The 14,129-nt window shown below is 72.5% G+C and carries 11 protein-coding genes; 1 reads left to right on the top strand and 10 read right to left on the bottom strand.

Annotated elements, in window-relative coordinates; genetic code table 11:
- Window positions 1-158 precede the first annotated feature (158 nt).
- The 4 genes from ACZ61E_RS17735 to rpe all read right to left on the bottom strand — a co-directional run bounded on the left by ACZ61E_RS17735 (window position 159) and on the right by rpe (window position 4,775).
- Window positions 159-1,025 carry an RNA polymerase sigma factor SigF gene (locus ACZ61E_RS17735; RefSeq protein WP_469700538.1) on the bottom strand — a complete coding sequence of 289 codons (867 nt, stop codon included), beginning with the start codon at window positions 1,023-1,025 and terminating at the stop codon, window positions 159-161.
- Window positions 1,026-1,279: 254 nt separating this feature from the next.
- Window positions 1,280-2,722, bottom strand: coding sequence for a GuaB1 family IMP dehydrogenase-related protein (locus ACZ61E_RS17730; RefSeq protein ID WP_469700537.1), 1,443 nt, complete (start codon window positions 2,720-2,722; stop codon window positions 1,280-1,282).
- Window positions 2,723-2,939: 217 nt separating this feature from the next.
- Window positions 2,940-3,989, bottom strand: coding sequence for a sugar-binding transcriptional regulator (locus ACZ61E_RS17725; protein ID WP_469700536.1), 1,050 nt, complete (start codon window positions 3,987-3,989; stop codon window positions 2,940-2,942).
- 102 nt (window positions 3,990-4,091) lie between these two features.
- On the bottom strand, window positions 4,092-4,775 hold the full coding sequence (gene rpe, locus ACZ61E_RS17720; protein ID WP_469700535.1) for a ribulose-phosphate 3-epimerase: 684 nt from the start codon (window positions 4,773-4,775) through the stop codon (window positions 4,092-4,094).
- A gap of 196 nt (window positions 4,776-4,971) precedes the next feature.
- Here rpe and ACZ61E_RS17715 point away from each other — a divergent pair, with 196 nt between their 5' ends.
- On the top strand, window positions 4,972-5,334 hold the full coding sequence (locus ACZ61E_RS17715; RefSeq protein ID WP_469700595.1) for a MerR family transcriptional regulator: 363 nt from the start codon (window positions 4,972-4,974) through the stop codon (window positions 5,332-5,334).
- A 165-nt stretch (window positions 5,335-5,499) separates the two neighbouring features.
- Here ACZ61E_RS17715 and ACZ61E_RS17710 read toward each other — a convergent pair whose 3' ends face one another.
- The 6 genes from ACZ61E_RS17710 to dpgB form a co-directional block, all read right to left on the bottom strand.
- Entirely contained in the window at window positions 5,500-5,829 is a 330-nt protein-coding gene (locus ACZ61E_RS17710; protein WP_469700534.1) for a helix-hairpin-helix domain-containing protein, read from the bottom strand.
- 109 nt (window positions 5,830-5,938) lie between these two features.
- A complete protein-coding gene (locus tag ACZ61E_RS17705; protein ID WP_469700533.1) occupies window positions 5,939-7,024 on the bottom strand; it encodes an FUSC family protein in 1,086 nt (361 codons plus the stop codon).
- Window positions 7,025-7,294: 270 nt separating this feature from the next.
- Window positions 7,295-10,450, bottom strand: coding sequence for an amidohydrolase family protein (locus tag ACZ61E_RS17700; protein ID WP_469700532.1), 3,156 nt, complete (start codon window positions 10,448-10,450; stop codon window positions 7,295-7,297).
- 34 nt (window positions 10,451-10,484) lie between these two features.
- Entirely contained in the window at window positions 10,485-11,801 is a 1,317-nt protein-coding gene (locus tag ACZ61E_RS17695; RefSeq protein WP_469700531.1) for an aminotransferase-like domain-containing protein, read from the bottom strand.
- Window positions 11,798-13,189, bottom strand: coding sequence for a (3,5-dihydroxyphenyl)acetyl-CoA 1,2-dioxygenase DpgC (gene dpgC / locus ACZ61E_RS17690; RefSeq protein ID WP_469700530.1), 1,392 nt, complete (start codon window positions 13,187-13,189; stop codon window positions 11,798-11,800). Before dpgC ends, ACZ61E_RS17695 begins: the two co-directional genes overlap by 4 nt.
- 81 nt (window positions 13,190-13,270) lie before the next feature.
- Window positions 13,271-14,050, bottom strand: a complete 780-nt coding sequence (gene dpgB, locus ACZ61E_RS17685; protein WP_469700529.1) for an enoyl-CoA-hydratase DpgB — start codon at window positions 14,048-14,050, stop codon at window positions 13,271-13,273.
- Window positions 14,051-14,129 lie beyond the last annotated feature (79 nt).

The following is a 14,129-nucleotide window of genomic DNA, read 5'->3' as shown; positions in this document are numbered from 1 at the left end:
CGGGGGAGAGGAAAGGGGGAGGGGGGGGTGGGAACCCCCAAGGAGAAGAGGGTGGGGACGGCGAGGACGGGGGGGGGGGGCGAACACCTTTTTTCTTTCCCCCCCCCCCCGCCATTCGTCCGGGGATCCGGGTGCAGGGGATCCGGTGGGTGTGCCGCTCACTCGACGGCGAGCAGACCTTCCCGCAGCCGTCCGGTGATCCGGGACAGCAGGCGCGACACATGCATCTGGGAGACGCCCAGCTTCTGCCCGATCTCCGACTGTGTCATCTCCGCGCCGAAGCGCATCTGGAGGATCCACTTCTCGCGCTCGTCCAGCTCGTCGATCAGCGGCTTGAGCGCCTGCACGTTCTCCGCGGTCTCCAGTTGCGCGTCGGGCGCGCCGAGCCGGTCGGAGAGCTTGGAGGCCGAATCGGTGGTCTCGTCGGTCGGCATGTCGATCGAGCCGGCGGTGTAGCCGTTGCTCGCGACGACGCCCTCGATGACCTCGTTCTCGTCCAGGTTCAGATACTCGGCGAGTTCGGACATCGTCGGGGCGCGGTCCAGCCGCTGCGACAGTTCGTCCGTCGCCTTGGCCAGGTCGATGCGCAGCTCCTGGAGCCGGCGCGGCACGTGCACGGCCCAGCTCGTGTCGCGGAAGAACCGCTTGATCTCACCGACGATGTACGGCACGGCGAACGTCGCGAACTCCACCTCGCGGCTGAGCTCGAAGCGGTCGATCGCCTTGATGAGGCCGATGGTGCCGACCTGGACGATGTCCTCCATCTGGTCCGAGCGGTTGCGGAAGCGCGTCGCCGCGTACCGCACCAGGGCCAGATTCAGCTCGATCAGGGTGTTGCGGACGTACTGGTGCTCATGGGTGCCTTCCTCCAGCTCCGCGAGCCGGACGAAGAAGAGCCGGGAAATCTCCCGCGCGTCCTTGGGCGCCACGTCCCCCGGGCTCTCGACGTACGGAAGTCCCAGTTGGGCCATCTCGGCCTGGTGGGTTCCGTACCGTGTGCTGTCGGTCGGGACGGTGCTCGCCATGGACACTGTGTCCTCCCCTGCTCCGTTGGACAGTGCACAGCCCGTGTACCCGGACCGGGCCGCATCATGTCCCCTGATCTTCGACCGTGTTGCGCCCGACCCGGCCGCCGCACTCGCGGCGACCGGGGAGCGCCTCCCCCACGGCAAGGAAAACGCCTGTTCAGAGCGGTAAGACGAGTTACTCACGGCCGTCCCGACCGGAAGCCGAAGCGGCCGAAAATATTTCCGAACCCGCCGAACAAACCGGACATATCTCAACTCCAGCTCGCGTGGAGGGGCTTGCCCTCCGCGTAGCCCGCCGCGCTCTGCACGCCGACGACGGACTTCTCCGCGAACTCCTCCAGGGAGTTGGCCCCGGCGTAGGTGCACGCGGACCTGACCCCGGCGATGATCGAGTCGATCAGGTCCTCCACGCCCGGCCGCGCCGGGTCCAGGAACATCCGCGAGGTGGAGATGCCCTCCTCGAACAGCGCCTTGCGGGCGCGGTCGTACGCCGACTCCTCGCTGGTGCGGTTCCGCACGGCGCGCGCCGACGCCATGCCGAAGGACTCCTTGTACAGCCGCCCGTCGGCGGCCTGCTGGAGATCGCCGGGCGACTCGTACGTACCGGCGAACCAGGACCCGATCATGACGTTCGAGGCACCGGCGGCCAGCGCCATCGCCACGTCACGGGGGTGCCGGACACCGCCGTCCGCCCAGACGTGCTTGCCGTACTTCTTCGCCTCGGCGGCGCACTCCAGCACGGCGGAGAACTGCGGCCGTCCCACTCCGGTCATCATGCGCGTCGTGCACATGGCGCCGGGCCCCACACCGACCTTGACGATGTCGGCGCCGGCCTCGATGAGATCGCGCACGCCCTCGGCGGCCACGATGTTGCCCGCGACCACCGGCACCGTGGGACCGAGCGCCCGCACGGCCCTGATCGCCGCGAGCATCGACTCCTGGTGGCCGTGCGCGGTGTCGACGACGAGCGTGTCCACCCCGGCGTCGAGGAGCTGCGCGGCCTTGCCCGCGACATCGCCGTTGATACCGACGGCCGCGGCGATCCGGAGCCGGCCGTCCGCGTCGGTGGCCGGGGTGTAGAGCGTGGCGCGCAGGGCGGCCTTACGGGTCAGGATGCCGACGAGCCTGCCCTCGGTGTCCACGGCCGGGGCCAGCTTTCGGTTGGCGCCGTCGAGCGTGTCGAACGCCTCGCTCGGGTCGATGTCCGCGTCGACGAGCAGCAGGTCCTTCGACATGACCTCGGAGAGCTGGGTGAACCGGTCGACCCCGGTCAGGTCGTGTTCGGTGACGATCCCGACGGGTCGCCGATCGGCGTCGACCACCACTCCCGCGCCGTGCGCCCGCTTGTGCAGCAGCGACAGGGCGTCACCGACGGTCTGCGCAGGCGCCAGGACGATCGGGGTGTCGAGCACGAGGTGCCGCGTCTTGACCCAGGAGACGACCTCGGTGACGACCTCGATCGGAATGTCCTGCGGGATGACGACGAGGCCACCGCGCCGGGCGACGGTCTCGGCCATCCGGCGGCCCGCGATCGCCGTCATGTTGGCGACGACGAGCGGGATCGTGGTGCCCGTGCCGTCGGGCGCGGCGAGGTCCACGCCCTGCCGGGAGCCGACGGCCGAACGGCTCGGCACCATGAACACATCGTCGTACGTCAGGTCGTACGGCGGCTTCAGATCATTGAGGAAACGCATACCGACTCTCTCACCTGCGGTTCTGACGGAAAGGGCGGGTGGGGAGTCAGCTCGGACCGATGGCCGGTCCCGGCTGCGGCTCCTACGTCATCATCGCCGATGGCACGGACTTCTGGCGAACCGCCCGAACGCTTTCCGTACCATCGGCCGACGCGGGCCGGAGGTGTTCGTGGCATCGCCCGAAGGCGACGGCGGCGCCCGGCGCGCCGTCCCGCCGCTACTCGCCGTCCGGGTCCTTGCGCTCCAGGGCCGGGCGGGGGCCGGGCTCGAAGTCGTGCAGCAGGAAGTCGGCCGCGGCGGTGTCGGTGACCAGGCTCGTGACGAGCCCGGATCTCAGTACGGCTCCGATGGCCGCGCCCTTGCGCTGGCCGCCCGCGATCGCGACGACCTCGGGGATACGGCGCAGCCGGTCGGCCTCGACGGTGATGCACCGCTCACCCAGGTCCCGGCCGACGCGCCGGCCGTCGGCGTCGAAGAGGTGCGCCGACATCTCGGCCTCGACTCCGAGGGACGCGTAGTGCGAACGCTCCTCGTCGGTGAGCATGTCGTGGACCGTGGAGATCCCCGCCTCCCAGGAGCCGATGGAGACGGCGGCGACGGTGACCTTGTCGAAGTAGTCGAAGGCCCGAGCGATACCGGTCTGGCTGCGCAGCGCTGCGGCCGTCGCCGGGTCGGGCAGCAGCATCGGGGCGTAGATCGGGTGCGCCTCGCCGCCGGAGACCTGGGCGGCGCGCCGTACGGCTTCCACGGAGCCGCGCTCGGCGGTGCCCGCGTCGTACACACCGGTGAGCTGGACGACGGTGCAGGGCGGCAGGCGGTCGAGCGCGGCGGCCATGTGGATGGTGGAGCGGCCCCAGGCCAGACCGAGGACATCGCCCTCGACCACCAGTTCGCCGAGGAGATCGGCGGCGACCTCGCCGAGGTTCTCGGGGTCGGGCGACTCGTCGACGCCCTCGGCGGGCGACTCCACGACGACCGCGTGCCGCAGGCCGTAGCGGGCGCGCAGGGCGTCGGAACGCTCGGCGTCCAGCTCGGCGGGGACGCGGATCTCGATCCTCACGAGGTCGCGTTCGAGCGCGGTCTCCAGGACCCGGGCCACTTTGAAGCGGCTCACGCCGAACTCCTCGGCGATCTGGATCTTGGACTTGCCCTCCAGGTAGAAGCGGCGGGCCATGGCCGCGGCCTGCACCAATTCCGCGGGTCCCATGCGCAGGGCCGGCCGACCCGCCGACATACCAGACACCGCGATCTCCTCACTGCTGTTCACACTCTGGACGCGCTCTCATCCTGTCAGATCAGACGGTCCTTGATCAGCCCGGATGGGCGCCGTTCATGAAGCCGTGGCCCGCCGGCCGCGTGGAACCGCGTCTCAGTGGGCGCAGGACCAGCCGGCGGACGCGGTCGCCTCCTCGGCCTGGTGACGCAGCATTCGTACGGCCGCCGCCGGGTCGTCCGTCCCGTACACCGCCGAACCGGCGACGAACACGTCCGCCCCCGCCTCGGCACACCGTTCGATGGTGGCGGCCGAGACACCGCCGTCGACCTGGAGCCACAGTTCGAGACCGTGCTTGGAGATCAGCTCACGGGTGCGGCGGATCTTGGGCAGCATGATGTCCAGGAACGCCTGGCCCCCGAAGCCCGGCTCCACCGTCATGATCAGCAGCATGTCCAGCTCGGGCAGCAGGTCCTCGTACGGCTCGACGGGTGTCGCGGGCTTCAGCGCCATCGCGGCACGCGCGCCCTTGGCGCGGATCTCGCGCGCCAGCCGTACGGGGGCGGCGGCGGCCTCCGCGTGGAAGGTGACGGAACCGGCTCCGGCCTCGACGTACTGCGGAGCCCAGCGATCGGGTTCCTCGATCATCAGATGGCAGTCCAGTGGGGTCTCCGTCGCTCGGGCGAGGGCTTCGACCACGGGCACACCGAGCGTCAGATTGGGCACGAAGTGGTTGTCCATGACATCGACATGGAGCCAGTCGGCGCCTTCGGCGGCTTTCGCCTCCTCGGCCAGATGTGCGAAGTCGGCGGACAGGATGCTGGGGTTGATCTGAGGCATGTGCCAAGCCTGCCATGCTCCGGGCGACTTCCCCGCCTCGTCGCGCGGCAATGGACGGGGGGACGGGCACAGTCCGCGCAATCCTCGCGATTCGGCGGCTGCGCGTGCGTGGCGGGCGCCTTGACTCTCTCGGCGCGGGAGACCCGGGGGTGGCCGTAGCCGCGGCGACACCCGGCACGGGCCGCCGGAGTTCACGATCGGCGAGCCCGCCGGCCGCACCGGACGCTCGGCCGAGCTCGTCCGGCACTGGTCGGATCTCGGCACCGCGCCACCCGGCCGCTCCGTGTCCGGCCACCGCAGAGACGGCCCCGGGGCCGTCGCCCGGCTCGATCCGGCCGGGACGCTCCGCGATCTCGGGCTGGGACCGGCGGAGATCCGGGGCGTTCCGGACCGCGGGCACGGCGTCGCGGAGACGGCGGCGGTCCCACTCCGACGCACTGGAGGCCCGGATCCGTACGCTCCGGCTCGCGGTGCTGCGTTGGGCGGGTCGGCGCGGGTCCACGACCGAGGAGCTGCGGGTGCCGACGGAACTGACCCGGATGTCGGCCGGAGGGCGTGAGCAGACCGTCGTGTCGTCCGTGGCGGGCTCGCTCGACGGCGTAGACGCCCCGGCTACCGCGAGGCCCTGCTCGCCGCCGTGCCCGATCCGCCGGCCGGTCCCAGCGCCGGGCAGGTCGCGGCCGGGTTCGGACTGAGCCGGTCGCGGCGGGCTTCGCGGCGCCGTTCAGCGCCCGGCGGTGGCAGCCGGTCCGGCGGGTCCGGCCGGCAGGGGTGCCGGTCGTCCGGCCTGGATTCGTCTGCGTTCGGGCGTGTAGTGCCACCACGGGCGGGCGGGTTCTCCCCGGGCCTGATCGACGGCTGACATGACGGTGTCGAGGAGGCAGGGGTCGAGCCGCTGCCCGGCGGCGGCCGACATCCGCTCGTAGAGTTCGACCGGGTCCCGGCCCACCAGCTGAGCGATCCGGGTGACCCCGACGCTCTCGAAGCAACGGGCCACGGAACGGCCGACGTTGACCAGCTCGGTGAGGTCGGAATCATCTCGTGCGGAGGCCATCAGGACCACTCCCTCTCCCTCGTCGTACCGCCCACGGAACCACGCCGGTCCGGTCCGGTCTTGAACGAATCGGACACGCCCCTGGGCGGCCGGTCGGCGGCGGAGGGGGTCAGGCGCGCTTCGGCCGTGGTCCGGTGCCGCGCCTGGCGGCCATCGCCCCCGGCAGCATGACGAGCAGGCCGAGGCCCGCGCCGCACAACGTCCACAGCACCCGGTAGCCCTCGGCGGCGTAGTCGGAGGGCTGGGGAAGGTCGACCAGGATGAGCACACCCGCGGCGACGGCGGCGGAGTAGAGGGCGTAGTTCATGAAGCGGATCGCCACCGCGTGCGTCAGCAGCACGAGCGCGACGACTTCGAGTCCGCGTGTCACGGCGAGCAGCTTGAGCCCGTTCTCACCGGAGGGGATCAGAAGCAGCAGTCCGGCCGCGAGCGCGCCGATCAGCGCGCCGGCGAGACGCTGTGCGGAGACGAGCGTGCCCTGTTCCAGGCTCGGTTTCATCGCGACGATGGCCGCGATGGGGATCCAGTAGCCGTGCGACAGGTCCAGTCCGAACGCCAGGGCCACGGCGGCGGCGATGACCAGGGCCCGCAGCAGGGCGAAGAGGGTCATGGGCCGGGTCAGTCGCTGTCGCGAGGTGTCACCGGGGAGTTCCGCGAGCGGCTGGGGCCGGTCCCCGCGCCCGCGGACGAGCCACTCGACGAACGTCAGCGCGATCCACAACGCCGCCCCCGCCGCCCACGCCAGCACCTGGGCCCAGGTGTGGCTGGTGATGTGCGCGTGGTGGTGGAGGCCGAAGGCCAGTCCGAGGGCGAGAACGAACCAGATGTTGAGAAGCAGGGCGTTGACGAATCCGCGCACCCCGAAGGCGACGGACAGCCCGGCCGCGAGCGTGACCCCGAAGGCCACGAGCACCATCCAGCCCCAGGCTTGTCCGCCGATGCCGAACGCGAGCGCGGTGGCTCCCGCGCCGGTCAGCGCGAACCCCGAGACATGGGACGCGCGGACCGCGTAGCCGCCTCCCGGATCGGCCAGCGCCGCGAACAGGAGGCCGAACAGCGCACTGAGCAGGTACTGCTCGTACCCGATCGCCCAGAAGACGAGGAGCGGCACGAGTGCGATGTCCAGGAACACCACCGCCCGGGGCCAGTTGACGCCCGCGCGGTTGAGTTCGAAGACTTTCGACAGCCGGCTCATGACCGGTCCCCGGCGACCGGGGCGTCCTCGTTCGGCGGCACCAACCATGAACGCCCCTGTTCGACCAGTCGCCGGATGTCCCACTCCGAACCCGCATTGTCCGATTCGGGCTGGACCACGGTGAAACGACCCGCCGTCGGATCCCCGGCACGGAGCAGAGTACGGATCGTCCGGAGGAGGGGGGCCCGGGGCCGGGACCGGTACGGCGTCCCCGTCACGGCCCGGCCCGGCCCCCCGCCGGTGCTTTCCCGGCGACTGCTCAGCGTGTCGTCAGCACAGACATCCCGTCCCGCCGGGGCGCGGGTCCTGCCACCCGTACCGGCGCTCGGTCGGCGCGGACACCAGGGACCGCTCCTTCGGATTGGCGGCGGGAGAGCGCCTGTCGGTGGTCCTGAAGGGCTTCAGCAGCGAGTCCACCGTGCGGACCGTGCCGCCCGTCACCACCGTCCGCACGGCCGCCGCCGCGTCGATGTCCCGCAGCGGATCGCCCTCCACGAAGACCAGATCGGCGAGCATGCCCGCTTCGAGCGTGCCGAGGTCCCCGTCCACGCCCATGCGCCGGAGGGGGTTGGCGGTGGCGGTGCGCAGCGCCTCGTACGGGGTGAAGCCGCCCCGCACCATCGCGCGCAGGTTCTGGTGCAGCGACAGGGCGGGATCGTCCAGCGGGGCGTCCGAGCCCGCGATGACGCTGCCGCCGCCGCGCTGTACGCGCAGCAGCATGTCGACGCCGCCCGCCAGCAGAGCGCGGTTCAGCGGGGCGTCCGGGCCGCCGGCCGCGTCCGCCTTGGCCACCAGGACGGTGTAGTCCCACGGCGGGTAGAGCAGCCGGGTCCGTTCGTCGGTGACCAGGGAGCGGTCGTCGGCGAGCAGCACGGAGGAGTTCATCAGCGTGGACGTGACGGGCATCCCGGCGGCCGTCAGGACGGCGACGGCGTCCTCGTAGGCCCTGCCCAGCCGGGTCTGGGTCTGCGAGTAGCCGACGCGGTTGCCGCCGCCCGTGTGCTCCATGGCGTCCATGCCGTACGCCGCGTGCGGGTAGGCGTAGTGCGAGGTGACGAGCAGCCCCCGCTCGTGTGCCTGGCGGGTGACGGCGCGCTCCAGTGGGGCCTGGAGCCGGATGTAGGTCTTGACGAGGTCGTACGAGAGCTGTTCGGCCCGCTCCATCTCCAGCCGCAGCTGGTCGGTGCCGACCACGGGACGGGCGAAGTTCCAGAACACCCGCGCCCCGTCCAGGGCGTCGCCGGTGCCGAAGAGGCGCGGCCCGACCTGGGCACCGGACTCGATGGCCTCCCTGGTCTCCACCATCTGGTAGGCCGGATCGCCCGGTGACAGCGCGGTGGTGATGCCGTACGACAGCAGCAGGCGTCCCGTACGGTCGCCCCACTGCCGGCCGCGCAGGTGCCAGTGCAGATGGGCGTCGACGAGGCCGGGCATGGCGGTCAGGCCCGACAGGTCCACGACGGTGTCGCCCCGGCCCTGTCCAGCGGGGCGGATCGCCTCGATCCGGTCGCCCTTGACCACGATGTCGGCGGCGCCGCGCAGTTGCCGGGCGCGCCCGTCCCACACGGCGCCGACACGGAGCACGACGGTGCGGGCCGTCGCCGGTCTGCGGTAGGTGAGCGGGACGGGCACCGTGCGCGGGGTGCCGCCGGTGACCGGAACGGTGCGCAGCGTGCCGTTGCTCAGGTAGAAGAGACGGCCGCGTGAGTCCACCGAGAGGGAGTCGGTGACCTCCGTGGTGATCTGCTCGGGGGCGCCGGTGATCTGTCCGGTGGGATCGACGGGCACCCGCCACGCCGTGCTCTCCATGACGAACACGAAGTGCTTGCCGTCCGGGGTCCACACGGGCCCGTCGTCACCCCGGGTGGCGATCGACCGGTGGGCGGCCACGGGCTGGGAGCGGGTGGCGCCGGTGGCCAGGTCGACGGTGAGGACCTCGCTGAGCCCGGCCCGGTTGCGCCTGGAGTAGGGCTGGTTGGCGGCGACCGCGAGATGGGCGCCGTCCGGGGACCAGGTGGGGCGGCCCGGCTGGAAGACGACGGGCAGCACCTGGCGTACGGCGCCGGAGGCGAGTTCCAGTACCCACGTCGCGCCGTTCTCGTCCTGGTAGGCGATCTTCGTGCCGTCGGGGGACCAGCGCGGGGTGAGCTGCGCGCCCGGCAGGGTGGTCAGCCGTACCGGCTCGCCGCCGGTGAGGTCGTGGCGCCACAGCGCGGCCGTTCCCGAGCGGTCGCTCGCGTGGACGAGGGCCGTGCCGTCGGGCGACCAGTCGGGGTCGGAGTTGAAGAATCCGTCGTCGGCCACTCTGACGGGGGCCTCGCCGGTCTTCATCACCCACAGCGCGTTCAGCGCCCGGAAGGCGACGCGCTGCCCGTCGCGGGAGACGACCGGACTCGCGAGGCCCTTGGCCTGCTTGGCCGCCCGGGAGGTGAAGTCCCTGACCCGCGGCGTCCAGGGCTTGCGGGTGAAGGTGACCGTGGCGGTGAAGTCCACCGTCCGGGGCGTGCCGCCGGGGCGCAGCCGCCGGACGCGCCCGCCCGCCGTGTAGAGCAGGTCACCGTCCGGGGTCCAGGAAGTGCGCAGGGCGTGGACGTCCTCACCGGCGGCGGCCACCTGGCCGTCGATCATGACATCGGCGCGGGTCCCCGTGAACTGTACGTAGCTCACCCGGCGCCCGTCCGGGCTGGGCGCGGGGCCGAAGATCTTCGCCCCGGCGGCCGCGGTGACCAGCCGGGTCCTGGTCCCGGTCGCCACGTCCACTGAGTCGACCGCCGCGTCGTTCACCGTGCAGAGGATCGCCTTGCCGTCCGCCGACCAGGCGGGGGTGCCGTCCTCGTCGGGGCCGGTGGTGAGCTGGGTGCGGGCGCCGGTGGCCGGGTCGAGCAGCCACAGGTCGTTGCTGCCCGACCGGTCGGAGGTGAAGACGATCCGGCTGCCGTCGGGGGCGTACTGCGGCTCGCGGTTGTCGTAGTCGTCGTCGGTCAGCCGGGTGAGGCCGGTGCCGTCGCGCCTCACCGACCAGAGCTGGTAGGCGCCGTCGCGGAAGGACTGGAACACGACACGGCTGCCGTCGGGCGCCCAGTGCGGCTGGGTCGCGTCCTGGAGTTCGCCGGTGAGCCTGACGGCGGCGCCGCCCGCACCGGGGACCAGCCAGATCGCGCTCAGTGCGTCGAGGGCGAGGTCGGCGCCGTCGGGAGAGAGCGCGGCGGCCATGTTGGTGCCCTCGGAGACGGTGACGGTGACCGTGCGGGGCGTGCCGCCGGGCCGCTCGGCGGGCCGCCCCGGCTCCGGACCGGCCGCGGCGGCCGAGCCCGCGCTCGTGGCCCCGACGGTCAGCGCGCCGGCGGTCACCGCACCGCTCACGGCGAGGACGTGCCGTCTGCTCGGGCCGGGAGCGGGGGGCGGGGCGGGGTTCGTGACGTCCATCGGTTTCTCGTGTTTCTTCAGGAGGGACATACCGTCAGGAGGGACATACCGCGCGCAGGAAGCGGGCCAGTCGGGCGACGCCTTCCTTGATCGCGTCGGGGTCCAAGTAACTACAGGCCAGGCGGAGTTGGTAGTCTCCGCCGTTGCCCAGATAGAAGTGGGACATCGGGGTCCACAACACGCCGAACTCGCGGGCGGACCGTTCGAGCAGCCGCTCGTCCGCGGGGACGGGGAGCCTGACACGTACGAAGAAGCCGCCGCGCGGGCGGTTCCAGGAGACTCCGGCGGGCGCTCCGGTGCCCGGTCCGAGCGCGTGGTCCAGCGCGTCCAGCAGCAGCGCCAGATTGCGCTGGTACAGCTCGGCCTTGGCGCTGACGACCGAGGCCAGCGAGCCCTGGTGCTCCAGCAGGATGCCGCCGACGACCGCCTGGGCGATCGGCGAGGTGTTGACCGTCACCATGCTCTTGAGGGTGGCGAGTTCGTCGGCGAGCAGTCCGGTGCGGCCCGACGCGTCCCGTACCCGCTGGTCGGCGACGACGTAGCCGACGCGCGCTCCCGGCATGCACACCTTGGCGAACGTGCCCAGGTGCACGACCCGTTCACCGCCGGGCAGGGCCTTCAGCGGCGGGAGCGCGCCCGGCTGCCGGGCGGTGAACGCGTAGGCGTTGTCCTCCAGCAGGAGGAAGTCCTCGCGGGCGGCGACGTCGAGCAGCCGGTGGCGGTCGGCCAGGCCGAGGAAGCCGCCGGACGGGTTGGAGAAGTCCGGTGCCACGTACAGGGCCCGGATACGGCGGCCCGCCTCGCGCGCGGCCCGGCACACGTCGTCCAGCTGGGCGAAGTCGATCCCGTCGTCGGTGTCGTCGACCGCGACGAGGTCCACGCCGAGCAGCCCGGCCGCCCCGGACAGACCGACGAAGCACGGGTTGACGACCGCCACGAGGTCACCGGGTCCGGCGGCGAGCGCGCGCAGCGCCAGCAGCATCGCCTCCTGGCAGCCGACCGTGATCACCACGGACTCGGGCGGCACGTCGATGCCCTGGTCGGTGCGGAGCGCGCCGGCCACCAGGTCACCGATGAGACCCCTGCTCGGCCCGTACTGGTAGAGGAGCCGTTCGGCCTGATCGGGTTTGAGCCCCCGGTCCTCGGTGAGATGGCGGAGGTAGCGGCCGATGTGCCGGGAGACGTCGATCTGGTCGAAGAAGCTGATGTGCGGGGCGCCCGGCGCGAAGGAGAGCGCGTCGGGGAAGCGGCCCATCACCTCGTTGAGGAAGTTGATCGACCCCATCGCGGGGGAGCCCAGGGAGCTGTGCAGGTGTTCGCGCCGCAGGACGACGTCCGCCCCGGCGGTCACCGGCCCGGCTCCGCGCCGTTCCGCGTGTCCGAGCGCGCGGAGAAGCGGCCGACCTTGTCCAGCACGTCCTCGCCGTAGAGCCGTTCGGCCTGCGCCAGCGAGAATTCCGCCATGTACGCGCGGAACGCGTCGACCGGCTCCTCCGAGACCCGCAGCATGCGCCGGTTGGCGAGCACCGCGGGCGCCGCCAGCTGGGTCACCGCGTCGTCCACCGCCCGGTCCATCGCCTTCGGGTCGACCACCTCGTCGATCAGCAGCCGGGCGTCCGGCTCGCCCGCCCAGATCCTGCGTCCGCCGAGCACCGCCTGCCGGGCCACCCGGCCGCCGGTCAGCCGCGCCAGCCGGAAGTTCGCCGCGCCGGGCACGATGCCCTCCTGCGCGGCGGGGAGGCTGAGGTAGGAGTCGGCGGCGGCGATCACCTTGTCCATCACCAGCAGCAGCTGGGTGCCGCCGCCGATGGCGAACGTGTCCACCGCGGCCACCCACGGCTTCTCCACGCCGTGCGCCGGGAAGGTGTCCGGGCGGCCTCCCGTGGACAGGCCCCGGTACATCTTGCTGATGTAGCCGAGTTCGCGTTGCAGGAGGAAGCCGGTGAACGAGATCCGGCCGTGGTGCAGATCGGCCAGATTGACACCCGCGCTGAAGACCCGCCGGCCCTGGTAGCGCGGGTGGGTCATGGGCCCGCCGCGCAGTACCCCGACCCTGATGCCGTCGTCCAGCAGCACCAGGTCGACGGCCACTTCGAGCTGGGCGATCAGCTCGTTGTCCTCCGCGTTGAGACAGGAGTCGTTGTGGAAGGTCACATGGCCGCCGTCGCCGTGCCGCTCCACCGTCACCTTGCCCAGCTCGGCCCGTCCGGTGGCCCGGAAGTCCGGCAGCAGCGCCTGCGCCCGGGGCGTCGGGTCCCGCATCACGTCGAGCAGATGCGCGCCGGCGCCGGGCAGCCGCAGGATCTCCCGGAAGAAGATGCCCTGGTCGATCTCCCGGCCTTCCTTGTCCGCCTGCGCGTGGCGCAGTTCCTCGGCCAGCTGGGCGCCGTCCGGGACGAGTCCGGGGAAGCTCTCGGCCGCCGCGCCCGCCAGCTCGGACAGCCCGAGCCGTACGGTGCGTCCTTCGGTCAGCCGGTCGTAGACCGCTTCCGCGTGGGCCCGCAGGAAGGCTGCCCGCAGCTCGCGGCAGGCGCGGTGGATCGCGGCGGCCCGCGACTGCTGCTCCTCGGAGCGTTCGGCGCGCGGCGGCAGCGCGGCCAGCGGTGCCTCGCGGTCGCGGATCGCGGCGGCCAGCGCGAGGGCGGCGGCGGACAGTTCACCGCCGCCCAACGGGACGGGGGCGGGCCCGTGTTGGTGTTCGGGGCTGGGGGCGGATCTGGCGGAGGTCGACGTCGACACGCGGTTCCTTCGGACGAGGATGAGGGACAGGGAGGGACGTGCGGGACCCCGCCCGGGCGGGGAGCCGCTCCGTACCGGAGGTCAGCGCGCGGTGGCCAACGAGCCGTCGGCCGCGCCCTGTTCGGCGCCCGACCGGTCGGCCTCCGCCGGTTCGGCCGTGCCGCGGTGGCGCAGACTGCGGTCGCACGCGGCCAGATGGGCGCCCAGGGCCTCCTCGTAACTGAGGGTCGCGTCGAACAGCAGCCTGCGCCGTATCGACCACTCGCGGCCCGGCACGGCCGACAGCTCGCCCGCCACCAGCACCGCGCGGCGCAGGGCGGCCTCGCCGCCGTCCGCCGTCTCGTCCACCAGGTCGAGACCGGCGGCCTGTTCGGCGTCCAGCCAGGGGCGGCGCAGCAGCAGGCGGCGGGCTCGCGCCGTACCGATCTGCTGCGCCAGCCGGTGCACAGCCGTGCTCGGCCAGGCGCCGTCCTCGGCGCCCGGGAGCCGCAGGCGCGTGTCGCCGGCCGCGATCCGGTAGTCGGCGGTGAGCAGTGTCTCCAGCGCGGGGCCGGTGCAGGTGCCCTCCACGAGCGCCAGGGTGGGGCGCCCCGAGGTCTCCAGGCGGCGCAGTGCCCGCTCCCAGGTGTTGACCAGATGGATGCCCGTACCGGCGGGGGACGCGCCCCCCGTCGAGCCGGCGCCGCCCAGCAGGAGCAGGACGACACCGCGGTCGGCGCCCTCCGCCCGCTCGGCGGCGGCGCGCACCCGGTCGACCAGCGCCGGGGTCAGTTCCTCGTCGCCGACCGTCAGGACGGCGGCCGCCTCGTCGTGGAGACGGACGGTCAGGGCGTTGGGGGTATCGGTATCCGAGCCGGACACGGTCACACTTCCTTCGTCGTCCGCCGGTGAGGGCGGTGAGGGTGGTGGGGGCTGTGGGGTTGGTTCGGTGCGTGCGGTC

Source organism: Streptomyces sp. NPDC104581, from assembly GCF_055583685.1.
This window is presented reverse-complemented; position numbering and strand designations above follow the sequence as displayed.